Raw genomic sequence first — 22,830 nt, 5'->3', positions numbered from 1 at the left:
AGTAAATATAATTAAATGACTAGAAAGAGTGAGTTACAGATGGCTAAAAAAGATAACTTTAATAATAATGATCCAATATCAAAAGCAGTAGATTTATTACTAGAAAATACTGAAGATTTAACAACAGTTTTTAAACCTGGCGGTTTATATAAAGAATTAACAAAAAGATTAGTTGAAAAAATGTTGAATTCTGAAATGCAAAATTATTTAGGATATGAAAAAAATCAACATAGTACTACTGAAAATGCTCGTAATGGTACAAGTTCAAAAAAATTAATAACTCAACAAGGTAAAATTGAAATTGATGTACCAAGAGATCGCAATAGTAATTTTACTCCTGTAATAGTTCCTAAAAGGCAAAGAAGATTTGATGGTTTTGATCAACAAGTTCTTTCCTTGTATGCAAAAGGAATGACATTATCTGACATTAGAATGCAGTTGCAAGAGTTATATCATGGTGCTGATATTAGTGAAAGTGTTATTAGTCAAATTACTGATGATGTTATTGATGATGTTAAAGCATGACAAAATCGACCATTAGAAAGTATTTATCCTATTGTTTATTTTGATTGTATAGTAGTTAAAGTACGACAAGATAAACGGATTATTAACAAATCAGTTTATATAGCATTAGGAGTTGATTTAGAAGGCAAAAAAGATGTTTTAGGATTATGAATTAGTGAAAATGAAGGTTCTAAGTTTTGATTATCTAATTTCACAGAAATGAAAAATCGTGGCTTAAATGATATTCTTATTGCTTGTAGTGATAATTTAACAGGCATGTCAGAAGCAATACAATCAGTTTATCCTAAAACAGAACATCAATTATGCATTGTTCATCAAATTAGAAATAGTTTAAAATATGTTTCATACAAACATCGAAAAGGTCTAGTTGCAGATTTAAAACCAATTTATAGTGCATGTAGTGAAGAACAAGCAATGCAAGCTTTAGAATCGTTTGAAAGTAAATGAAATAAACAATATCCTCAAATTACTAAATCTTGATATAAAAATTGAGATAATTTAATGGTTTTTATTAGTTATCCAGTAGAAATCAAAAGAGTGATTTATACTACAAATGCTATTGAATCTGTTAATAGTCAATTACGAAAAATCATCAGAAATAAAAAAGTTTTTCCTAATGATATGGCAGTTTTCAAAATATTTTACTTGGCAATTGAAAATATAACAAAAAAATGAACATTGCCTATTCAAAATTGAAATACAGCAATTGCTCATTTTATGATAAAATTTGAAGACAGAATTAATCTAAATTAGTAACTTTGTAAAACAAAGATACACAGATTATTAAAAATCCTCAATTAAAAATCCGATTAATAACTTAAATCGGATTGAAATTAGTGGAATATTTGGTGCCGGTAATTATGATTTAATTTTAATAACGGATAAAAATATTGATATCACTTTAAACAATATTAGTTTATTTGAAAAATATAATGAAAATATTTCTTATATTAATTTAGAAATTTAAATTATTTATTAAAATATCCATCAGGATATGTACCATCTCATTTTATGGCATCATCTGTAAATTTATTAATAGCAAAATATAAATCCATTATATCTTTACTATGATTTTTTCTTTCTCATATTGTTGAGGTACCCAAAACTATTTGCTTGTTATGGTCTAAATAAGATTTAACATTAGTACCTATTTCATGGGTAAGTACCCCCATGATTAATCCTATTGTTCCAGTTGTTGTACCAGTTAGTGCTAATGCTAATGTTATTTTACTTAAATTTGTTTTTATTCATGCTTTCATAATAAATCTCTCCTTTTTTATAATTCAAGTGCAATTGAAATTAATTGACTAATTCCTGGATATGAAGAATTATCTATTTTATTTATTGATTCAGATTTTGGAAATGTAATTTTATTTTTATGATGAAATTCACTAGCTTGTAACTTCAAATATTCATTTAAATTTGATGAAATTGAAATTAACATTCCATCATTATTTAATTTATGTTGTTCATTAAATATATTTTGGTCTAACTTTTCTTCAAGTTTCAAAAATTCTTGTCACATTTCTCTAGGTAAATAGTCAATTATTGATTCTGGGTTTTCTTCGTTAATTTCATTAATATTAATTTCAAAAGTATCAGACAATTCCTTATTTGCTAATTCACTTAATTTATTTATTTTTATTTTGTTTATTTCATTTTTACAACTTCATTTACCATAAGTTGCTAAACATAAAGCATCATTTGATTTATAAATTTTTTCATAACTGACAAATTCTGCACTTATTTCTTTTTCTGCTTCTGTTCCATCGCCTTTACCTTTATAAGTTGCAGTTAAATCTAGATTTAACTCAGTTAAATCAATTCGAAACAAATATCATAATTTTGTACTTGATTTATTGGCATAATGTTCGCCTAAATAATAAATTTTTGATTCATCATTTTTAACATTAATGCCAACTTCCTCAAACATCTCATTAATTACAGTTTGACAAGGGTCTAAATTTTCAAGTCCACCAGTAATAGTACTATATTTACTAATTTTTTTATCTTTAAATAATGGATTATTTTCATTATTTAATAATAAAAAATAATATTGATTGTCTTTGAAAACATAGGGTAATATTGTAACTCCTTGGTTATTACATCAAGGTTCTTCAACTCCATGCATAAAATCAACTTGAATTAATTTTAAAAATTCTTTATTCATTAAATTACTCCTTTTTTTCTTAATTTTACTTTTAAATTGTACTATTTTTCATTATTTTTACAAGTATACCTTTAAACAAAAAATAACGCCTAATACAAGGCGTTTATTTTGTGAGACCTATACTATTAATTATATGTAACTTGTTTATTATATTTTAAATATGAAAGTGGTTTTTTAAATAATTTTTATTTTATTTAAAATTACACTTATATGTTTATATAATAATTAAGTAAATTAATTTTTTAAATATATTTACAATAAATTTAGATTTTTTTAAAATAGTTAGGAGAAAAAATATGAGTTTTAATTACAAATGAACTTATAAAGAACAATATCCTAAAATTGATAAATTAATTTTAGAACATATAACAAAGAAATGAGAAAAGTGAGATTGAAGAATAAAAAATACAAGAGATAAAAAGAAATATAAAATTGTTGATTTTCAATATCGAACAAGAAAAACAATGTATGGATTAGTAACTTATAAAAGAAGAATTTATGAATATTTTGATGAAAAATTACAAAAATTAGTTCGTGTTTGTTTAGTTGATGAAAAAATGGAACTTCCAAAATATAAAAGAATTGGTGAAGATATCGAAGATACTATTATTGAAAATTTTTGCGGAAATGTTTAGTAATCTGTGTAACTTACAAAAATAACTATGTTTAATTAATTCTAGTAAATATAATTAAATGACTAGAAAGAGTGAGTTACATATGGCTAAAAAAGATAACTTTAATAATAATGATCCAATATCAAAAGCAGTAGATTTATTACTAGAAAATACTGAAGATTTAACAACAGTTTTTAAACCTGGCGGTTTATATAAAGAATTAACAAAAAGATTAGTTGAAAAAATGTTGAATTCTGAAATGCAAAATTATTTAGGATATGAAAAAAATCAACATAGTACTACTGAAAATGCTCGTAATGGTACAAGTTCCAAAAAATTAATAACTCAACAAGGTAAAATTGAAATTGATGTACCAAGAGATCGCAATAGTAATTTTACTCCTGTAATAGTTCCTAAAAGGCAAAGAAGATTTGATGGTTTTGATCAACAAGTTCTTTCCTTGTATGCAAAAGGAATGACATTATCTGACATTAGAATGCAGTTGCAAGAGTTATATCATGGTGCTGATATTAGTGAAAGTGTTATTAGTCAAATTACTGATGATGTTATTGATGATGTTAAAGCATGACAAAATCGACCATTAGAAAGTATTTATCCTATTGTTTATTTTGATTGTATAGTAGTTAAAGTACGACAAGATAAACGGATTATTAACAAATCAGTTTATATAGCATTAGGAGTTGATTTAGAAGGCAAAAAAGATGTTTTAGGATTATGAATTAGTGAAAATGAAGGTTCTAAGTTTTGATTATCTAATTTCACAGAAATGAAAAATCGTGGCTTAAATGATATTCTTATTGCTTGTAGTGATAATTTAACAGGCATGTCAGAAGCAATACAATCAGTTTATCCTAAAACAGAACATCAATTATGCATTGTTCATCAAATTAGAAATAGTTTAAAATATGTTTCATACAAACATCGAAAAGGTCTAGTTGCAGATTTAAAACCAATTTATAGTGCATGTAGTGAAGAACAAGCAATGCAAGCTTTAGAATCGTTTGAAAGTAAATGAAATAAACAATATCCTCAAATTACTAAATCTTGATATAAAAATTGAGATAATTTAATGGTTTTTATTAGTTATCCAGTAGAAATCAAAAGAGTGATTTATACTACAAATGCTATTGAATCTGTTAATAGTCAATTACGAAAAATCATCAGAAATAAAAAAGTTTTTCCTAATGATATGGCAGTTTTCAAAATATTTTACTTGGCAATTGAAAATATAACAAAAAAATGAACATTGCCTATTCAAAATTGAAATACAGCAATTGCTCATTTTATGATAAAATTTGAAGACAGAATTAATCTAAATTAGTAACTTTGTAAAACAAAGATACACAGATTATTAAAAAGCCTCCATTTTATGATAAAATTTGAAGACAGAATTAATCTAAATTAGTAACTTTGTAAAACAAAGATACACAGATTATTAAAAAGCCTCGCATATTTATACTAATTTGTATAACATGGGAGCAAAGTACACAAAAAAGTATATATATTCTCCCTATTTAGTTTTTATTTTTTTCTTTTATTCTCTTTTCTTATTCGTTCCATTTCATTAGCAACTCTGTAACACATTTCACAACCAAATACTCTTTCATAAGTTCAATCACTACACTTATGTCTCATAATTAAACTTACTTTCTTGTTGTCTCATTGCCTTATTTAAAGCAATATCTAATATACAATTTGGACAATAATATTTTCTAGTATATAAGTTTTGCAAAACTTTTTTAGGACAAATAACTTGGTCGCAAAGTTTACATATATAAATTGCTAAATGAAATGCTTGTTCACATGAACAATTATCATTCTTTGCCATAATTTAAAACTAACTCCTAACATATTAATAATTATTTAAAATTACCCTTTTAATAAATAACTATTTTCAATTAGAAATTTTTTTAATATTACCGCTTAAATCAAGTTCAAGTGAATAAAAATTACCAACTTTTAAATCAACAGTAGATAAACAATTATTAAAATCACTAGCAAATTCCGGATTATATCATTTATCACGTGTTTGACCAGTTGGCACGCTTGTTTGTTTATTTATTTCTACAAACTTCAAAACATCAAACTTTAATGTTTGACCTTTATTATTTTTATCGGGAATAATACGCCCTTTTTCAATATTAACTAACTGTACTTTAAACATAAAAAAACTTAACCTTTCGAGTTCATTAAAAATTAATTTAATAAGTTAAGCATAGTAGGGTAAACCTATACTTATTAATAATATATCATAAAAATATAAAATTTCAACAAAAAATAAAAAATGAACACTAGTAAGAACTCGAATAATTACTAATGTTCATTAACCATTATATATATATATATATATATATACAAGTATTTTTATTTAAAAATAAATAATTATTTTAAAAATTAATAAATATATTTATAATAAATAAGTTAAATTAATATTTAATAACATCAATAAAAAGGAGAAAAAAATGTTAAATAATCCCCACATAAAAAAATCTAGATGTAATAAATGTAACATAGAACTAGGAACACCTAATTATAAATCTTTAAGAGAATTTTTCATTTGTTATAAATGCGAATTTTGCTTTGGTTGTTGTCAATGTAAATAAATATAAATAATTTAATGTAAAACTCTTTTCTTAAAATCTATTTTCTCAACTTTATTACCAAAAACTTTCTCTGCTCAAACCAAAACATCTTTATCTCTTTGAATTAAATAACCAATTTCACTAGTCCGTAAATAATGCTTATGCGATAAAGCACTTAAATATACATAACGTTCATAATCTTCATATTCTTTAAAATAATCATTTACAACAGTACTTTCAATAATACCGCCAATCATAACAGTATTGTCATTATTATCTCTTTGAGTCTTAAAATAAAATACATTTGTTGCATTAAAACTTGCTTTAATTATATCTTGAATTGTTATTTTTTTAATTCCACGAACCACAATAGGATTTTTACAATTACGACTAAAAGAATAGGCTTTTACACCTATATCAGTTTGATTTATAGATTTAACATCATCTATTGCTTTTGTAACATACTTTCCTAAATATTTAATAACAAATTCATTAGTACCTTTTTTAACTACTTTTAAATCATTAAAACCGTGAGTTCATCATTCTGCTAACATACTTTTATATATCTTTCTATTAAAAATTATATGAAAATGAATAGCACCACGAGATTGATATTCATAAACATAAAAATATTTTAATTCTCCTAAATGTTCAAAACGTTTAGGGTCATTTCATCATTTCTTTAATTTAAGAAAAAATAAACGAATATCTTTTTTTGCTTTTTTAATATCTTGTATATTATCTTTATAAGTTAAAGTAATAAAACTCAACATTTTACTATCATAAAAATTATGTAATGCTTTTTGAATTAAATTAGTTTTAGTACGAACAGTATTATTTCTTAATTTTTGTTTATTACCAACATAACATTTACCTTTTTTATTTCCAATATTATTTAAAAAAGAAATAGGTAAAACTACATTTTTAACATAACAAGCATAAAAAATCTTTTTAACATAAAAATCTTGTTGAAAATCCATATATAAAAATTCCGAGTTCTAGGTTTTAAAAACCAATTTTATACATTTTAATAAAAAATAAATCTTAACATAAAAAATTATAAAAGCAAACACAAAACAAAAACGATACTTAATTAAACATTTTTTTATTATATATTATTTTTTTCAATTATAAACTTAAATTAAAAAATATATACCAAAATATATCATTATTTAAACAATAAATTAAAAACTAAAAATAAATTAAAAGGAGAATAAATAACTATGAAAAATTTAATAAAACTAATGACAACATGTTCTTTATTAATGACAAACATAATCTCAACATTAAGTAATGCAAATCATAATACAAGTAATTTTCAAAATAATTTTTATACTTTAGGAGACAGTTTATCAGATGTAGGAGCATTGGTTGGTGCAGGAAGTCAATTTTTTCAAAATATTTCCCTCCCACAGGAACTTATGAAATCTCATGATGTACAATTAAAACCTCCTTATTATCAAAATCGATCTTGATGTAATGGCCCTGTTGCAACCGAATTAATTAGTAAAAAATTAAAACAAAAAGTTACAGCTGGATGAGACTTTATAGCATTAAATGGTCAACATTTTTAACAAATAGGTACTAACTACGCTGTTGGTGGAACATTTATAGAAAAAGTTTATGGTCTTGAAGGTTTATTTTTAAATAAATTTTCACTTGATGAGCAAATAAAATCATTAATAAAACAACATAGTGATTTTTATAATGATGATTTAGTTTTTATAAACATTGGAACTAATGATTTAATGTGAATAATTGATCATAACATTACTGATATTGATAATGCTATTAATAAAATTATTAATAAACTTGATGAAGATTTAACAGAATTAATTAATAAAAATATTAAAAAAATAGTTATAACAAATATTGCTGATATGGGATTAATTCCTAACTATAAAGAAACTATTAATCAACAACCAATGACAAATCTTGTAAATAAATTTAACTTAAAATTAACTGAAGAAATTAAAAAAGCAAATAAAAACTTTGAAAAAACAAATATTAAAGAGTATGATGTTTTTTCAAAATTTAATAAACTATTTGAACAATTCAAAAATAGAGGAAGTCAATACCAAGATTCAAATGCTACTAAAATTGATATAAATACTCTTAGAAAAAATGGAATATTACAACCTCAATATGTTTCTGGTGCAAACTCACAAAATATTGATAATTACTTTTTTTAGATCAATTTCATCCAACAAAATGAGTTCAAGAACAAATTGCTAATGATTTATACAAATTTTTATACAAATTTAATAATAAAAATCTATCTGAAGTAGATTATCGTCCTGCTGCACATGATTGAATAAAAGTAAAAATTAGTTATGATAACTTTTTACATATCCAAAATATCTATAATACTGAAAAACAAGAAAATTTTAAACAATTATTTTTTAAAATTATCAATAAATTTGCAAAAGAAGACGATACTGGATTGGGTGGTAGTATAAGTCAAGATGATATTTATACAACAATAAAAGTTATTATTGATCATTTTCAAGAAATAAATAATTTTTTTAAAAGACTACCAGAAGATCAAGGAATAAGGCTTGTTACAAATAGAATTGGTTCATGAGATAAAAATGATAGTATGGGTGTTTTTAGTCAATAAATAAAAAATGGTATTAAAAATAAATAATTAAAAAATTTTAATCAAGTTTACTCATAATAATTAACATTAAATATTTTTTATTGTATATTAATTTTTTCACATATAAACTTTAATTAAGATTTATCAAAACTATATTGCTTATCTTTAATATCATAATTATGAACTTAAATAAAAATATTATTATAAATTAAAAGTAAATATTTTTAAATAAATCTTAAGATAATAATAAAAAACTATATAAATTCATAAATATAAGTTTAAAATAATAAGTCTATCAATTATATTTATCTAAAAAATATTAAAAGTAATAAAAAGGGGGGGTTTATTAATGAGAACATTATTAAAAACATATAAAATACTACAAAATACAATTTACGTTGATAGTAATGGAGAAGAGCAAACAACTAGTAAAATAGACTTATCAGATATAAAAACTACTGAAATTGTTCAAATTGGATTTTATGAAAATAAAATTGGAGAAATTCAAGTTGTTAAAATGCCAAGATTAATTGAAAAAGTACCTGACAAACTACCATCAGAAATAACATCATTGCAAGAAATGTTTTCTGGTACCTCAAAATTCAACCAAGACATTTCAAACTGAGACACTTCAAAAGTGACAAATATGACATCAATGTTTTCTCTTACACAATCATTCAATCAAAATATTTCAAAATGAAATGTTTCAAATGTAACAACTATGCATAATATGTTTGGTGGTGCTTCAAAATTCAATCAAGATCTTTCAAACTGAAATACTTCTAAAGTAACAGATATGAGTTACATGTTTTGTAATGATCTTGAATTTGATAAAGATCTTTCAAAATGAAATGTAGAAAAAGTAATAGACATGCGTAGTATGTTTGCTGGTGCCGAAAAATTTAATCAAGATCTTTCAGATTGAAATACTTCTAATGTAAAAGATATGAATTTTATGTTCTATGATGCAAAAAAATTTAATCAAGATCTTTCGGTTTGAAAAGTAGAAAAAGTAATAGAATATATTGATTTTTTCTGGAATTCAGGAGTAACTGATATCAAAAAAATGCCAAAATTCAATAACTAACTTTTTAAGTTAAATCCTAAATTTTATTATATAAATTTAAATTATTTTTTAAAAAAAATAATAACTAAAATTTAATGATATTTAATTGTAAAAATAATATTTGACAAATAACATTACTTATCCTATAATTAACAAGCATTCACGAAAGCAGCAAATAAGTATTATTAAGTTGCAAATAGTTTACCCTCAAAGATTATTCTTTTTATTAGTAGAATTTTCTATTAATCTTAATAGTAACCAGTGCTGTTCTGGCGAATTGTAAACTATCTTAATGAGAACTTATTAAAGTCTCTTTGTGTTTGTATACATTCCAAGGAGGTTTTTATTATGTCAAGATATACTGGTCCAGTTTTTAGAAAATCAAGAAGATTAAACTTCTCAATTCTTGAATCTGGTAAAGAATTTGCAAAAGGAAAAAAGCGAACATTCGCTCCTGGACAACACGGTCAAAAAAGAATTAAACTTTCTAACTATGGATTACAATTACAAGAAAAACAAAAAATTCGTTTCACTTATGGTTTAAATGCTCGTCAAATGAAAAATTTATTTGATGAATCAAAAAAAACTCATGGTGTTACTGGTACTAACTTGTTGGTATTCTTAGAATCAAGATTAGATAATATTGTTTTTCGTTTAGGTTTATCTTTAACAAGAAAAGGTACTCGTCAATTAGTAAATCATGGTCATGTTTTAGTTAATGGTAAAAAAGTTAATATTCCTTCATATCGTGTTAAAATAGGAGATAAAATTACTATTACTGAAAAAGCACAAAAAAATGCAAAAATTATTGAAGCATTAAGCGCTAATGCTTCAACATTACCATTTATTGAATTCAATAAAAAAACATTTATTGGTACATATGTACGTCATCCACTACGTGACGAACTAAATACTGATATTAATGAAGCATTAGTTGTTGAATCATATGGACGTGCTTAAAATTAATAATTAATTTAAAATCTGTTATCAATTGATAACAGATTTATTTTTTAGATGGTAAATGTCAATAAAAGCATTTATCATTTTTTTGTTTTTGAAAAAATAAAATATAAATTAATTATCTATCAATCAATTTCCTTAAACAAAACTAACAATTAATTTTTCTCCTACTACTATGTCAATTAAATTAAATGATATAATGTTAATTAGAGATGAGGAAAGGAAAAATAAAAATGATTAAAAATGAAATTTCTGAAAAAATAGTTAGTATTACTTTTGTAATAGCTGTTATCATAACAGCTATTGGTTGATTAGGAATTAATAAAAATAAAAAGAAATATTTAATTTTATGAATAGCTATAATTCCTTTAATTTTTAGTAGCGTATTTTCATTTTTTACTAAAAATTATTATGACAATATTTTACTAATATCAGTACTAACGATATCTTATTTAATTTATATAGGTTTTTTAATCGTTAGTACTCATCGATTTATTAAGATAAAAGACAAAAAAGAAATTAATAATAAACAAGTAGAAAATACTATTGATTTAATAAAAAATAAAATATTGTAAAAGTTACCCCAAAGGGTAACTTTTACATGTTCTCTATAAATAATGATCTTAATATAAGTTCATATTATATAGCATTAAGAAAACTATTTGAACCACTACTATTATTAGGAATATGTTCTTGATTTGCTGCATCGATAAAATTTTGTTGTCTTATTGGACCATTTTCTAAAATTTGATTAATTCTTGTTTGCAAATCAGGATTATTAGGTTCTTTATATTTATTAGCGTTTTTCCAAATGCCAGAATTATTTTCTTCAATTCTATTTCTTATTTCTAATATACTTTTCTCTATATTTCTTAATTTCATAATTTTTCTACGGGCGGTTGTCAAATTTACGAAATAATTAATTATTATATTAGTAACTTATTTCCAAAAATGAATTATTTGAAAAATAATGAAAATTAGACAAAATTACTCTCTTTAACCCTTAAATTTAAATTTATATTCGACGTATTTTAAAAAATATACATTTAAAAAAAATTATTCTCAAACTTATTAAGGAAAAAGACAAGAAATAATCTTGTATTTTTTTTGTAATTGTAAAATTTTAAAATTTTTAATAACCGTCTTTAACGCTATTATAAACACGTGTTAGGAAACTAAAAAAGTGAACTACAACACAGTTGTTAAAAATAGTAGCCAGAGCATGTGGACTTGCATGGATAAATAATAAGTGGAGTGATACCTAATAAAATATACTAACCATTAATGGTAATTCTTGGGGTGGGAGCGAATTGGAAACTAGTATATATAGACCTGTTATAGGGACCTATTGTATTAATTCTATTCTTTATTTAACCAACCTTGCCACTCCCCAGTGAGCAAGTGTTGGTTTTATTTTTTATTTTTTTTTGAAAAATTTTTTTGGGCGAGAAAATAAATTTCAAACTTGTAAAAAAAATTGAGCGGGGCCGGTTCAATTAAAATATTAATTTGTTTAACACAAATTAAATAAATATTGAATCGAATGCCTCAATGTTTTTTAAAATTTCACAATTTATTTTTGAGCCCAGAATTGCTGGAATTAATAAAACGAATAGTAGTATTATTAATAATCTAAAAATCAAAATATATGTTCTTTATGCTAGAAGCAACAGAACATATTAGGAAAGGATTATTATGCAAATAGAATTTAAAAAAGAACAAATTGTTAAAGATAAACCACAATCTATTCTTATTGATTATGTTGAATATAAATTATCACTTCCAAAATGAATGATTAAAAATAATTCTTTTATTGTTGATAATAATTACACATATTGAGTTTTTAATTCTGAAAATATTAAAAGAGAATTAAATGGTGATGAATTAACAAAATTATTAGAACCATATATTTCTGAACAGAAAATAACTGTTAATAAACCAACTGCTCCAAAAGAATATTATCTTAATGATATAAAACTTGAACCATTAACATTTTATGAACAGCATAATAGTTGATTTATGGGTGAAATAACAGATAACAAAACAAAAATTACTAATCCTTGTTTTAAATATAACATTACGTGAGAAGAAAACAGAAAAGGTTTTAAAATAAATAATCAATATAAACATGATGATTTACCAATTAATTATATAGTTACTTCTTATAAGGAAATTTCAACTCATAATGAAAAAGTATTTTTGTTGAACATGTAAACAAAATAAATTAGATTATTTATTTTTTAATACTAATGATATAAAAACAAGAAAATATTTTTTAAGAGATAAAAATAGTAAAGCGATTTGTTATGACTGTATTTTAAATATTAGGTTAAGTAGGAGGTATAAATATGGATAAAGAATATTTAACTAAAAGAGGAACGATTCGCATACCAGACAGTGATGATATTGAATTTAAAATAGGACTAATTAAACTGATTGATGATTTAAAAAAAGATAATTTAGTTTGTGGTCATAAAGAATTTATTGAAGAATGTAAATATTATTGATGTAATTGTGATTTAGAAATTATTAAAACAGTTATTAGAGGTTAACTTAATTAATGCAATATGACTTAATTATTGGTATTGACCCCGCTGGTATTGGTAATAATGGAATTGTTATATATTCAAATGAAACCAATAATATTATTTTTAATGAAACATTTAAAACTAAAACAGTTTTAGAAAGTAAAAATTTGTATAAAAAATACTTTTTATTAATTAAAAAACATTCTGATAATAAAAAAATATTAGTTATTGTCGAAAATTTCTTTTTAAATTCAAAACAATTATTAACTAATCCATTAGCAACTCCTAAAACTATTGGTACATTAATGGTATTAGTAGAAGATGTTATGAATTGAGATTATTTAGGAAGTGAACCAAAAAATAAAACTAAAATAGAAAATTATAAAGGAAATATAAAATTAACAAAACATGAACAAGATGCATATAAACACATTCAATATTATTTAAGGAATTATAAAAATGAAAGATAAAGCCAATTATGTCAAATTAACAGTAAAACTCAGTAACAGTATTGAAGCAAAATATTACGAAAAAGGTAATAAAGGATTATATTATAGTGTTCGTGGACAATGAAATGGATTAAACTATGTTACTTTAATTTTTAACAATCCAAAACTTTATAACCGATGTATTTTATTAAACAAAAACGATTAAATTATAGTAACTGGTCAAATCTTTAATACTTTAAATATTCCTAAAAATCGTGCATTTTGTTCAATAAATGTTAAATGATTTAAAAAATGAAAAGAGTAAAAAATGATATTATGAAAAATTTTATTAATAGTACCAATATTAATAACAAGCATAACACTAATAATATTTTTAATATTTATTAGTAAAGAATTAAAAAATGAATATAAAGTATTAAAAATATTAAGTGAAATTGCTAATCAAATTGAAAATAAGGAGAAATAATATGAAATATGAAGATAAATGTTCTATGTGCAATAAAGTAAAAGAAAACTTTTTATCCAATACCTGTAATAGTTGTTGATTAGAATCAGTTAATAAATGAAATAGAAGAAGTTGAAGAAATTTAGGAGACATTGATAATGAATAAAGAAAATATACCATGTTGTTTTAATGAAGTTAATGAACTTGGTAAATATATAACAAATTGTAATAATTTACCAACAAAATTAGATAAAGATAATGTTCAAGTAAGATATTTTTGTGATAAACATATGATAAAAGTTGAAAATATAAGAAGAAAAATTGCCCAAAAATATATTAATGAATATAAAGAAAAATTAATTTTAGATATCGATGAAATTATAAATGATAAAAATCCACATAGAACTTATACAGAATATGTCTTTTCTTTAAAAGAAAGAATTGAAAATGGAGAATTTGACTAATGATAATATTACCTACTTTGTTTGAAAATAAAGATGAAATTGAAATATTATCACCATTTCCAAAAGCAATTCATACAAGTAATGATATTAGAGCAATTATTTTAAGACAATACCCAAATGTTAAATCCAAACACATAATTGTTTCGGACCCAGAAAGTAATGTTGCATTAATAGTTGGTGATAATGATGTTTATCAAGGTTGAATTAAAGTAACAATTAAAAAATTAGAAAATTAAAGGAGAATAAAATGCCAAATATAGAAAATCAATCAAATTATACTTTAATTAAATTAATTAGAACTGGAATAAGTCCAATTTGTGCAATGATTGGTACAAGTGCTTATTATGGTCAAGTAATTGTAAATCCAGTATTAGGTTCAATTAATACTTTATTATTTGGTAAAAAATTAGGTTTAGATATTTGAAATTTAAATCAAAGACCAAATACTAAAACTAAATTAATTAATAGTTCTAAAAAAATATTATTAGGTTTAGGAACAATTGGATTAGCAAATTATAGTAAATGAAGTGAAAATAATATTACTCCTATTATTCCAACAACACCAACTCCAATAACTACTACAACTACAACAGAAGGTCCTCCATGATTACTATTAAATAAACAAGAAAATCAGTCATTAATGGATTGAGATACTTATATTAGTTTAAATGCTTATGGTATATCAAATCTTATCAGTGGATTAACTGAATTAATTCCTAATAGATTTGAAACAATAAGAAAGATTTGTAATATGGCTACTGGTGGTTGTTTAATTTCTAGTGGTGTAGCAATGGGTATTAATAATGATTTTAATAATGCTTATGCAGTACCTACCATAATTGCTGGTGCAAGTGAAATAATCCATAATTTATTACCTATTGAAACTACACATCATAATCAAGAAATGCAAGAAACACCATTTACAAATGAAGCTACAAGATTAATTAATGATAATAGATTTACTATTAATAGTGAAACTGCAAGTCAATATTATGGTAGTGATAATATGAGCGAAGTGCCATTAAATCATGATAATGCTTCATTAAATTGAGATTATAATCACATGAGTTTATAAAGGAGGTGAATAATTTATGAATAAAGAAAAAATAATTGAATATTATAATAATGAAATTCAGACATATAAAGAGAGAATGGAACAATTAAATAAAGAAATTGCCTTATTAGTAAGCATTATAAGTAATTCAAAATCGATGATTGAAAGAATTAATGGTGGTCAATTTGATGAATAATTAAAAAATAAATAATTGAAAGGAAAATATTGAGATGAAAGAATTTTTACATGAATTAATAATTATTGGAACAAGTGTTGGAACATTAATTTGCAGAGAAATTATTGTTTTATTAAAAAGATTTATCACAACTCCAAAACATGTTAGAGCAAATAACAAAATTATAAAACATCAAAAAAAATTAGCAAAATTAAATGAAAAAATTAATAAAGGAGAAAAATAATATGACAAAAATTGAATTTAATGAAAAATATAGAAAACAAGATATTAGTATTGATAGAGATTTTGATTTGCATATTGATAATTGTTTTAAATTTTCTGATATTGATACATTAGAAAATGCAGTTAATGATTATAAAAAATTAATAAGTGAAATGCCACAATTAGTTAAAGATTGATTATTAGGATAAGATTAGGAGAATGTTAAATGTTAGAAAATGAAAATAATGTTAAACAAACAACTGAACTTTTAACTGAAAATAATGCTTCTTCACAAGAAATAGAAAATAAAGTTAATGAAGCAAAAAATAAGTTAAATAAACTTAATCAAGAAATTAAACAAAAAGAAATGATGAATATATTTAAAAAATATCAAGTTAAAACTGAATTTTATGATTACTTAAAATTTAAAACAAATAATCTAGAAAATTCAAAAATTGAAGAAACTATTAAAAAAATGATTAAAGAACAACCAATATTTAAAGAAACAATTAATACAGGTGGTAAACCACAAACAATAATAACAAATCAACCAAATTCAATAAAAAGTACATTATTGGATTATAAAAAAAATAATAATTTATAACAGAAAGGAGATCAAAAAATGGCAATACAATTTAATAAAAATTTAGATAATACCGAAAAATTAGTAGAAGCACCAGAGTTTATAGAATTTTATAAACAATCAAATTCACCATGAGCAAGTTTTTTTCCTATCGAAATGGTTAATTCAACAAAAATTGAATTTATAGTTAAAAAACCAAAAAATTCAGAAATTAAAGTATTAAAATGAAATGATAAAAGCAAAGGATTAGATGTTAGTTATGCTGAAATTATTAAAATTTTAAAAGAAATTAAAGAAGAAGCAGTTGCAGGTCAAATAATTGCTAATGTTGATTTAAATGCTGAAAATGGACAAAATTTATTAAATACAATGCAATATGAAGTTGCTAATGACTTAGCAGATTATTTAGCAAATAATGATACAAATGTAATTGCAAAATATGCAACTAAAATAGACATTACTGATAAAACACCAGTAGGATATTTAAAATCAATGTTAGATGCTTGAAATACTTTATTTCAATTAAGAAATAGTAATAATTGTCGTTTTTTTATTACTAATAATCTTTATGATAGTATTGTTTATTTAGCTAATAATAAAGGATTAATTACTGATAATCAGATTGCTCAACAATTAAGATTAAATGGAAATGATTTATATATTAAAGGTGTACTATCTCAAATTGTAATGGATGATTATATGACATTTACTGATAATAATGAAACTAAAATTATGTCTTTTTGGAATGGCAACCCTTTTTAGGACTATTTTTTGGTGGACATTTGTGTTTGATATTTAATGGGGGTTAAGTAGTTTAAAGTGCTGTGGATTCTTATGTTGTTGTATCAATTGATATAATCAAATAATTCTAATTTTAATTGGATTAATGATGTAAAATTTTTATCATTGATAAATTCGGTCTTAAAAGTTTTGAAAGTTGCTTCAGCAACAGCATTGTCATAAGGACAACCTTTTTTGCTTAAAGAACGATTAATGTTGAATGCTAATAAAAGATTATTAATAATTTTATTATTAAATTCATTACCGCGATCACTATGAAATATTTGTATATTTTTTAAACAGCGATTTGATTGCATAAATGCTTGATATACTAATGATGCATCTTTTTTAAATCCAACACTATGTCCAATAATTTCGCGGTTAAATAAGTCTATTAATAGGCAAATATAGTTTCATTTGCCATTAACTTGAACATAAGTTAAATCACTGACAATAACTTCATTTTTAACCCTATTATTAAAATTTCTATTAACAAGATTTGTTACTTGACTATTATTAACTCTGTTATTATGATTTTTGAATGATAATTTAGTGTATTTTGATATTAAATTATGTTTATTCATAATTTTTTTAATTTTTCGTCTTGATAAATAAATTCCTTTATTTTCTAGAACAACTTTTAATCTTCTTGTTCCATAAACTTCTTTATTTTCTTTAAAAGCACTAATAACAGCTTCATCATACATATTATTTTTAATTTTATCTTCTTTTTTATTTAAATTAAAATAATATGTTGATTTAGAAATTTTTAAAAAACGACACATTTTACGAATTTTATATTTAACTTTATTTTTAGCAATAATTTCTATTTTCTGCCTATTATTAGTGCTGCTTGCTTTAAAATGTCATTTTCCATTCGTAACTGTTTTAATTCTTTTCTTAATTTAATTAATTCATTTTCTTCAACAGAACGATTATCTTTAGTTTTAAAACTGCCTGAATTAGTAAATTGCTTAATTCAATTATAAGTAGCTGCTCTTGTAACATTGTACTCTTTAGCAAGACAAGACACTGACTTACCACTTTGATATAAAGCTACTATTTGTTTTTTAAATTCATCTGAATATGAGTTAATATTGGCCATAATTATAGTTCCTTTCTTTTCACTAATTTGTTCACTTGTCTACGTAATTAGTGTCCAATAAAGTGTAACCCATCCAGTTCTAAGTTTTGATTATCTAATTTCACAGAAATGAAAAATCGTGGCTTAAATGATATTCTTATTGCTTGTAGTGATAATTTAACAGGCATGTCAGAAGCAATACAATCAGTTTATCCTAAAACAGAACATCAATTATGCATTGTTCATCAAATTAGAAATAGTTTAAAATATGTTTCATACAAACATCGAAAAGGTCTAGTTGCAGATTTAAAACCAATTTATAGTGCATGTAGTGAAGAACAAGCAATGCAAGCTTTAGAATCGTTTGAAAGTAAATGAAATAAACAATATCCTCAAATTACTAAATCTTGATATAAAAATTGAGATAATTTAATGGTTTTTATTAGTTATCCAGTAGAAATCAAAAGAGTGATTTATACTACAAATGCTATTGAATCTGTTAATAGTCAATTACGAAAAATCATCAGAAATAAAAAAGTTTTTCCTAATGATATGGCAGTTTTCAAAATATTTTACTTGGCAATTGAAAATATAACAAAAAAATGAACATTGCCTATTCAAAATTGAAATACAGCAATTGCTCATTTTATGATAAAATTTGAAGACAGAATTAATCTAAATTAGTAACTTTGTAAAACAAAGATACACAGATTATTAAAAAGCCTCGAAATTTCACAAATTGATAATAATAGTGAATTTGAATTAAAAATTGAAAATCCGATTAATAACTTAAATCGGATTGAAATCAGCGGAATATTTGGTGCAGGTAATTATGAATTAATTTTAATAACTGATAAGCAAGAAATAAATTTAACTAATATTAATTTATTTGATAAGTATAATGAAAATGTTTCTTATATTAATTTAGAAGTTTAATTTGAAAAATAATTTTTAGGATAAATACCATCTCATTTTATATCATTATCTCCTGCTTTTTTAACAGAAAAATATAAATTAATCCCCCCCCTTCAAATTCATGTTTTCATATAGTTGTATTTCCTCATACTGCTATATGGTCATGATTTAAAAAATAAGTCAGATTATTTGTTTTATTTTGTGCTAGTGAACCAATTATTAAACCAGTTACTCCACTTACAGCACCAGTTAGTGCTAATGCTAATGTTATTTTACTTAAATTTGTTTTTATTCATGTTTTCATAATAAACTTCTCCTTTTTTATTTTGTTATTTTTTTTGTAAATCTTTCCAAGAATTCATCAGCACCTTTTAATAATTTATTATATAGTTGGTCTATTTCATCTTTGTTCTATTTTTTGGCTTTTGTAATTATTTCATCAAATAATTCTTTTGATATTTTTTTATTTTCACATTTTTCTTCACATATATTAACGTTGTCTGATAAACTTATAACTTCAATTGGTAAATATCTTTTTTTACATATATAACAATTTTTTCCAACTTTTTTTAATCATACTTGGTCAGTATATTTTGGTGTTTCTTTTTTTAACATTTTTAAATAGTTATTTCTTTCATATTTAAATTTAAAAGTTAATCCTTTTTTCTCTAATTTTTGTAATTTTACTTCTGCTACAGCATTTTTAAAACAACTACTACAAAAATAATATTTTTGAAATTTATCGTAATTATATACTAAATGATTACATCAATCACATATTTTTTCATCATCTTCATTTCACATTTTTTTCTTCTTTCCTTAAATTCTTAATTTTACTTATAAATTGTACTATTTTTGATTATTTTTACAAGTATGCTTTTAAATGCAAAATAACGCCTAAATTAAAGGCGTTTATTTTGTGATACCTATACTATTAATGATATTGAAATTATTTATTATATTTTAAATATGAAAGTGGTTTTTTAAATATTTTTGATTTAATTTTAAATTACACTTATATATGTATATAATAAACAAGTAAATTAATTTTTAAAAATATTTACAATAAATTTAGATTTTTTTAAAATAGTTAGGAGAAGTAAATGTGAATTTTAATTACAAATGAACTTATAAAGAACAATATCCTAAAATTGATAAATTAATTTTAGAACATATAACAAAGAAATGAGAAAAGTGAGATTGAAGAATAAAAAATACAAGAGATAAAAAGAAATATAAAATTGTTGATTTTCAATATCGAACAAGAAAAACAATGTATGGATTAGTAACTTATAAAAGAAGAATTTATGAATATTTTGATGAAAAATTACAAAAATTAGTTCGTGTTTGTTTAGTTGATGAAAAAATGGAACTTCCAAAATATAAAAGAATTAGTGAAGATATCGAAGATACTATTATTGAAAATTTTGCTGATGGAAAAAGATATCGTGATATTTGTGCGATTTGTAAAAAGGCAGGTATTAGTGTTAGTAGCGTTCATAGAGTTTTTAAAAATTTAGAAATAAATGAAGCAAATCCAGTAAAAGTAAAATTGGAAAAAAATCAACCTATTTTTGTAGCAATTGATGATGGACATCGAAAATTTTGAGATTTTAAACGTAAAGGTACAAAACACTCTATGAGATTAATAGTAACATATACAGATAATATTAATCATAAAGTACAAAATAAAAGAGTAAAAGCAATTATAAGAAAAACAAGAACTCCAATTGGAGTTAAAAAAACTGCTGAATTTGTTAAAGAACATTGTCAAAAATTTTATGAAAATATTGAACAAGCAAAAATTATTATTTGTGGTGATAGTGCAGGATGAATTAAAGAAGTTGCTGATTATTTAGGTGCACAGTTTGTTTTAGATAAATTTCATTTAATTAGAACATTATATCTTGGAATAATGGCTGGAAATAAAGAAAAATATTTAGAAGAATATAATCACTGTAAAAATTTAATTAATAATGGTCAATATGATGAATTAATTAACTATTTATATAAAGAATTAGATAATCATAAAAAATTAAAAAAACAGTATTTTAAAAATAATAAACAAGGTATTGAAAATCAAGGTGCAAAGTGAAATATAGGTTGCTTTACTGAAACTAATATTTGACATTTTTTAAAAGAAATGCTTGGTAATAGAACATATAATATTAGTATTTACATTAAAATGGTTATTTTTAAATGTAACAAAATAAATTTAGAAACATAATTTAATGAATATAGTAATTATTGATTATTTCGCAATTTTGAATAGCATCTCAAAAATTATTATTTTTTATTTTTATTTTTAAACCAATAATGAAAAAAGTAAATAACATAGTTATAAAAAATAAAATTGGAACTAAAATTAAAACCAAAAAAATTCCACTTCGTAATTCAGTTCATTCATAATAATTCTCTTTAATATGATGAGTTCCAAGATTATAAAAATATTTTGCAGAATGCTCTATGATAAAACTTAATTGAAAATGTTTTAACATTTTAAATCCATTAATACAATTTAAATTTTTATCAAAATAAAAAAGATTAAAGTGACTAAAATCTATTAATATTAATCCTATAATTAAAGTTAAAATGCTTAAAATAAATAGTAATACAGTTATTAACTGTAATTTTTTCAGTGTTTTAATTTTCATCTTTAAATTCTCCTTAACATTATTTCATAAGTTTAACATTTAACAAACTTAATTATAAGTATTTTAGTTGCAATAAATTTAAAAAAATTATATTATTTAAGTACAATTTCATAAAAATCCAAATTATTTCTTGTCTGAAATATAATAAGACTATATATGAATTAATTTATTCCGGATTTTTGACAATCTCCCTTTTTTTCTACTTTCATCTTCATCTTTAATAGCCGTTGATGCTGCAGAAATTAGCTTAGTAATATCACTATAAGTCGACATATAAAAAGGAGTACCAGCAATAATATAACCTGCATTTTTTTCTGCATTATAAATTTTCTCTTCAACTTTTAAATAATTAATGATAATATTAATATTTTCGTTGATACTTTCTTCTTTTGCATTTGGACCATTTTCTAAAATTTGATTAATTCTTGTTTGCAAATCAGGATTATTAGGTTCTTTATATTTATTAGCGTTTTTTCATCTTGAATTTGGTGCTTCAATTTCTTCTTTTCTAGTAACTAATTCTTTATATATTTCTTCTAATTTTTTAAACTTTTCTAATTCATCAACATTATTAAGAGCATTTACTATTTCTTTTTCTTTTAATAGTTGGATATTAATTCGATGTTGAAGTGACATATAAAAAGGAGTATAGGAAACAGAATATCCTGCTTTACTTTCTGCATTATAAATTTTCTCTTCAACTTCTATATAGTCATTAATATTATTAATTAATTTACCTATATTTATTCTGAAATTATCAATCATATTTTTCTTATATTCTTTAGGTGTGTTTTCTAATGTTTTTCTTAATAAATCATCTAACATATTCTTTATCTTCCTTTGCTTATTAAAATTAACTTAATAAAAATCCTAATATAGAAAATATCTATATTAGGAAAGAACATTTATTAAATTACTAAGTAATAATATCATATTTTTT

The 22,830-nt window shown here is 22.6% G+C and carries 34 protein-coding genes and 1 pseudogene; 24 read left to right on the top strand and 11 right to left on the bottom strand.

Annotation, left to right across the window (positions count from 1 at the left end):
• The first annotated feature begins 39 nt into the window (after nucleotides 1-39).
• Nucleotides 40-1,278 carry an IS256 family transposase gene (locus AACK89_RS06465; RefSeq protein ID WP_281749630.1) on the top strand — a complete coding sequence of 413 codons (1,239 nt, stop codon included), beginning with the start codon at nucleotides 40-42 and terminating at the stop codon, nucleotides 1,276-1,278.
• Between the two features lie 215 nt (nucleotides 1,279-1,493).
• Here the strand turns inward: AACK89_RS06465 and AACK89_RS06460 are convergent, their stop codons facing one another.
• Together AACK89_RS06460 and AACK89_RS06455 are read right to left on the bottom strand one after the other, a co-directional pair.
• A complete protein-coding gene (locus tag AACK89_RS06460) occupies nucleotides 1,494-1,784 on the bottom strand; it encodes a hypothetical protein (protein ID WP_338978097.1) in 291 nt (96 codons plus the stop codon).
• Between the two features lie 17 nt (nucleotides 1,785-1,801).
• On the bottom strand, nucleotides 1,802-2,695 hold the full coding sequence (locus AACK89_RS06455) for a hypothetical protein (RefSeq protein WP_338978094.1): 894 nt from the start codon (nucleotides 2,693-2,695) through the stop codon (nucleotides 1,802-1,804).
• Nucleotides 2,696-2,991: 296 nt separating this feature from the next.
• On the opposite strand from AACK89_RS06455, the gene AACK89_RS06450 reads away from it, so the two are divergent.
• The gene (locus AACK89_RS06450; RefSeq protein WP_338978092.1) at nucleotides 2,992-3,330 is read left to right on the top strand and encodes a UPF0236 family transposase-like protein; all 339 of its coding nucleotides are present in this window, start codon (nucleotides 2,992-2,994) and stop codon (nucleotides 3,328-3,330) included.
• An 82-nt stretch (nucleotides 3,331-3,412) separates the two neighbouring features.
• Nucleotides 3,413-4,651, top strand: coding sequence for an IS256 family transposase (locus AACK89_RS06445; RefSeq protein ID WP_281749630.1), 1,239 nt, complete (start codon nucleotides 3,413-3,415; stop codon nucleotides 4,649-4,651).
• Nucleotides 4,652-4,954: 303 nt separating this feature from the next.
• Here AACK89_RS06445 and AACK89_RS06440 read toward each other — a convergent pair whose 3' ends face one another.
• The 3 genes from AACK89_RS06440 to AACK89_RS06430 all read right to left on the bottom strand — a co-directional run bounded on the left by AACK89_RS06440 (nucleotide 4,955) and on the right by AACK89_RS06430 (nucleotide 6,892).
• Nucleotides 4,955-5,158 (bottom strand): hypothetical protein, encoded by a 204-nt coding sequence (locus AACK89_RS06440; RefSeq protein WP_338978091.1) that lies wholly within the window; start codon nucleotides 5,156-5,158, stop codon nucleotides 4,955-4,957.
• A 60-nt stretch (nucleotides 5,159-5,218) separates the two neighbouring features.
• Nucleotides 5,219-5,494: a hypothetical protein gene (locus AACK89_RS06435; RefSeq protein ID WP_338978089.1), complete on the bottom strand. Its 276-nt coding sequence runs from the start codon at nucleotides 5,492-5,494 to the stop codon at nucleotides 5,219-5,221.
• Between the two features lie 450 nt (nucleotides 5,495-5,944).
• A complete protein-coding gene (locus AACK89_RS06430) occupies nucleotides 5,945-6,892 on the bottom strand; it encodes a rolling circle replication-associated protein (protein ID WP_338978088.1) in 948 nt (315 codons plus the stop codon).
• Between the two features lie 243 nt (nucleotides 6,893-7,135).
• Between AACK89_RS06430 and AACK89_RS06425 the strand changes: the two genes are divergently transcribed.
• The 6 genes from AACK89_RS06425 (at nucleotide 7,136) to AACK89_RS06400 (ending at nucleotide 11,112) form a co-directional block, all read left to right on the top strand.
• On the top strand, nucleotides 7,136-7,486 hold the full coding sequence (locus tag AACK89_RS06425) for a hypothetical protein (RefSeq protein ID WP_338978086.1): 351 nt from the start codon (nucleotides 7,136-7,138) through the stop codon (nucleotides 7,484-7,486).
• A gap of 3 nt (nucleotides 7,487-7,489) precedes the next feature.
• Nucleotides 7,490-8,104, top strand: coding sequence for an SGNH/GDSL hydrolase family protein (locus tag AACK89_RS06420; RefSeq protein ID WP_338979308.1), 615 nt, complete (start codon nucleotides 7,490-7,492; stop codon nucleotides 8,102-8,104).
• A gap of 251 nt (nucleotides 8,105-8,355) precedes the next feature.
• On the top strand, nucleotides 8,356-8,532 hold the full coding sequence (locus AACK89_RS06415; RefSeq protein ID WP_338958979.1) for a hypothetical protein: 177 nt from the start codon (nucleotides 8,356-8,358) through the stop codon (nucleotides 8,530-8,532).
• Between the two features lie 328 nt (nucleotides 8,533-8,860).
• On the top strand, nucleotides 8,861-9,598 hold the full coding sequence (locus AACK89_RS06410) for a BspA family leucine-rich repeat surface protein (RefSeq protein ID WP_338978085.1): 738 nt from the start codon (nucleotides 8,861-8,863) through the stop codon (nucleotides 9,596-9,598).
• Nucleotides 9,599-9,925: 327 nt separating this feature from the next.
• Nucleotides 9,926-10,537 (top strand): 30S ribosomal protein S4, encoded by a 612-nt coding sequence (gene rpsD / locus AACK89_RS06405; protein ID WP_338978084.1) that lies wholly within the window; start codon nucleotides 9,926-9,928, stop codon nucleotides 10,535-10,537.
• Nucleotides 10,538-10,770: 233 nt separating this feature from the next.
• A complete protein-coding gene (locus AACK89_RS06400; protein ID WP_338978081.1) occupies nucleotides 10,771-11,112 on the top strand; it encodes a hypothetical protein in 342 nt (113 codons plus the stop codon).
• 64 nt (nucleotides 11,113-11,176) lie between these two features.
• Here the strand turns inward: AACK89_RS06400 and AACK89_RS06395 are convergent, their stop codons facing one another.
• Nucleotides 11,177-11,419, bottom strand: a complete 243-nt coding sequence (locus AACK89_RS06395) for a hypothetical protein (protein ID WP_338978079.1) — start codon at nucleotides 11,417-11,419, stop codon at nucleotides 11,177-11,179.
• An 813-nt stretch (nucleotides 11,420-12,232) separates the two neighbouring features.
• Between AACK89_RS06395 and AACK89_RS06390 the strand changes: the two genes are divergently transcribed.
• The 13 genes from AACK89_RS06390 (at nucleotide 12,233) to AACK89_RS06330 (ending at nucleotide 17,219) form a co-directional block, all read left to right on the top strand.
• Complete coding sequence (locus AACK89_RS06390; RefSeq protein ID WP_338978076.1) at nucleotides 12,233-12,751, top strand: hypothetical protein; 519 nt, start codon at nucleotides 12,233-12,235, stop codon at nucleotides 12,749-12,751.
• Between the two features lie 134 nt (nucleotides 12,752-12,885).
• Nucleotides 12,886-13,089: a hypothetical protein gene (locus AACK89_RS06385; RefSeq protein ID WP_338978073.1), complete on the top strand. Its 204-nt coding sequence runs from the start codon at nucleotides 12,886-12,888 to the stop codon at nucleotides 13,087-13,089.
• Between the two features lie 8 nt (nucleotides 13,090-13,097).
• Complete coding sequence (locus tag AACK89_RS06380) at nucleotides 13,098-13,535, top strand: hypothetical protein (RefSeq protein ID WP_338977849.1); 438 nt, start codon at nucleotides 13,098-13,100, stop codon at nucleotides 13,533-13,535.
• On the top strand, nucleotides 13,525-13,719 hold the full coding sequence (locus AACK89_RS06375) for a hypothetical protein (protein WP_338978070.1): 195 nt from the start codon (nucleotides 13,525-13,527) through the stop codon (nucleotides 13,717-13,719). The genes AACK89_RS06380 and AACK89_RS06375 overlap by 11 nt, the downstream gene beginning before the upstream one ends.
• Nucleotides 13,720-13,821: 102 nt before the next feature.
• Nucleotides 13,822-13,980 (top strand): hypothetical protein, encoded by a 159-nt coding sequence (locus AACK89_RS06370; RefSeq protein ID WP_174480528.1) that lies wholly within the window; start codon nucleotides 13,822-13,824, stop codon nucleotides 13,978-13,980.
• A gap of 137 nt (nucleotides 13,981-14,117) precedes the next feature.
• Nucleotides 14,118-14,423, top strand: coding sequence for a hypothetical protein (locus AACK89_RS06365; RefSeq protein WP_338978067.1), 306 nt, complete (start codon nucleotides 14,118-14,120; stop codon nucleotides 14,421-14,423).
• Nucleotides 14,423-14,659, top strand: coding sequence for a hypothetical protein (locus AACK89_RS06360; RefSeq protein WP_174480108.1), 237 nt, complete (start codon nucleotides 14,423-14,425; stop codon nucleotides 14,657-14,659). The genes AACK89_RS06365 and AACK89_RS06360 overlap by 1 nt, the downstream gene beginning before the upstream one ends.
• 11 nt (nucleotides 14,660-14,670) lie before the next feature.
• The gene (locus AACK89_RS06355; protein WP_338978063.1) at nucleotides 14,671-15,498 is read left to right on the top strand and encodes a hypothetical protein; all 828 of its coding nucleotides are present in this window, start codon (nucleotides 14,671-14,673) and stop codon (nucleotides 15,496-15,498) included.
• A gap of 16 nt (nucleotides 15,499-15,514) precedes the next feature.
• Nucleotides 15,515-15,673 carry a hypothetical protein gene (locus AACK89_RS06350; protein ID WP_338978061.1) on the top strand — a complete coding sequence of 53 codons (159 nt, stop codon included), beginning with the start codon at nucleotides 15,515-15,517 and terminating at the stop codon, nucleotides 15,671-15,673.
• 34 nt (nucleotides 15,674-15,707) lie between these two features.
• The gene (locus AACK89_RS06345; protein WP_174481134.1) at nucleotides 15,708-15,896 is read left to right on the top strand and encodes a hypothetical protein; all 189 of its coding nucleotides are present in this window, start codon (nucleotides 15,708-15,710) and stop codon (nucleotides 15,894-15,896) included.
• 1 nt (nucleotide 15,897) lies between these two features.
• Nucleotides 15,898-16,083, top strand: a complete 186-nt coding sequence (locus tag AACK89_RS06340; RefSeq protein WP_281748210.1) for a hypothetical protein — start codon at nucleotides 15,898-15,900, stop codon at nucleotides 16,081-16,083.
• 17 nt (nucleotides 16,084-16,100) lie between these two features.
• Complete coding sequence (locus AACK89_RS06335) at nucleotides 16,101-16,478, top strand: hypothetical protein (protein ID WP_338978059.1); 378 nt, start codon at nucleotides 16,101-16,103, stop codon at nucleotides 16,476-16,478.
• A gap of 18 nt (nucleotides 16,479-16,496) precedes the next feature.
• A complete protein-coding gene (locus AACK89_RS06330) occupies nucleotides 16,497-17,219 on the top strand; it encodes a hypothetical protein (RefSeq protein WP_338978057.1) in 723 nt (240 codons plus the stop codon).
• A gap of 2 nt (nucleotides 17,220-17,221) precedes the next feature.
• Here the strand turns inward: AACK89_RS06330 and AACK89_RS06325 are convergent.
• Nucleotides 17,222-18,342, bottom strand: a protein-coding gene (locus tag AACK89_RS06325) for an IS3 family transposase (RefSeq protein WP_338977698.1) whose coding sequence is annotated in 2 segments (ribosomal slippage) — nucleotides 17,222-18,099 and nucleotides 18,099-18,342 — 1,122 coding nt in all. Because the reading frame shifts where the segments join, the coding sequence is not laid out codon by codon here.
• A 78-nt stretch (nucleotides 18,343-18,420) separates the two neighbouring features.
• On the opposite strand from AACK89_RS06325, the pseudogene AACK89_RS06320 reads away from it, so the two are divergent.
• Nucleotides 18,421-19,005, top strand: a pseudogene (locus AACK89_RS06320) (IS256 family transposase); the annotation flags it as partial.
• A gap of 289 nt (nucleotides 19,006-19,294) precedes the next feature.
• Here the strand turns inward: AACK89_RS06320 and AACK89_RS06315 are convergent.
• A complete protein-coding gene (locus AACK89_RS06315; RefSeq protein WP_338978054.1) occupies nucleotides 19,295-19,540 on the bottom strand; it encodes a hypothetical protein in 246 nt (81 codons plus the stop codon).
• A gap of 107 nt (nucleotides 19,541-19,647) precedes the next feature.
• The gene (locus tag AACK89_RS06310; RefSeq protein WP_338978051.1) at nucleotides 19,648-20,040 is read right to left on the bottom strand and encodes a hypothetical protein; all 393 of its coding nucleotides are present in this window, start codon (nucleotides 20,038-20,040) and stop codon (nucleotides 19,648-19,650) included.
• Nucleotides 20,041-20,341: 301 nt separating this feature from the next.
• Between AACK89_RS06310 and AACK89_RS06305 the strand changes: the two genes are divergently transcribed.
• Entirely contained in the window at nucleotides 20,342-21,463 is a 1,122-nt protein-coding gene (locus AACK89_RS06305; protein ID WP_338978049.1) for an Mbov_0401 family ICE element transposase-like protein, read from the top strand.
• 1 nt (nucleotide 21,464) lies between these two features.
• Here AACK89_RS06305 and AACK89_RS06300 read toward each other — a convergent pair whose 3' ends face one another.
• Together AACK89_RS06300 and AACK89_RS06295 are read right to left on the bottom strand one after the other, a co-directional pair.
• Complete coding sequence (locus AACK89_RS06300; RefSeq protein ID WP_338978046.1) at nucleotides 21,465-21,890, bottom strand: hypothetical protein; 426 nt, start codon at nucleotides 21,888-21,890, stop codon at nucleotides 21,465-21,467.
• A 150-nt stretch (nucleotides 21,891-22,040) separates the two neighbouring features.
• Nucleotides 22,041-22,715, bottom strand: coding sequence for a hypothetical protein (locus tag AACK89_RS06295; protein ID WP_338978044.1), 675 nt, complete (start codon nucleotides 22,713-22,715; stop codon nucleotides 22,041-22,043).
• Nucleotides 22,716-22,830 lie beyond the last annotated feature (115 nt).

The organism is Spiroplasma endosymbiont of Panzeria rudis (assembly GCF_964019705.1).
In the GTDB taxonomy this organism is placed as follows: domain Bacteria; phylum Bacillota_I; class Bacilli_A; order Mycoplasmatales; family VBWQ01; genus Spiroplasma_E; species Spiroplasma_E ixodetis_A.
Note: the sequence above shows the minus strand (reverse complement) of the source record. Positions and strands in the feature narration are given on the sequence as shown.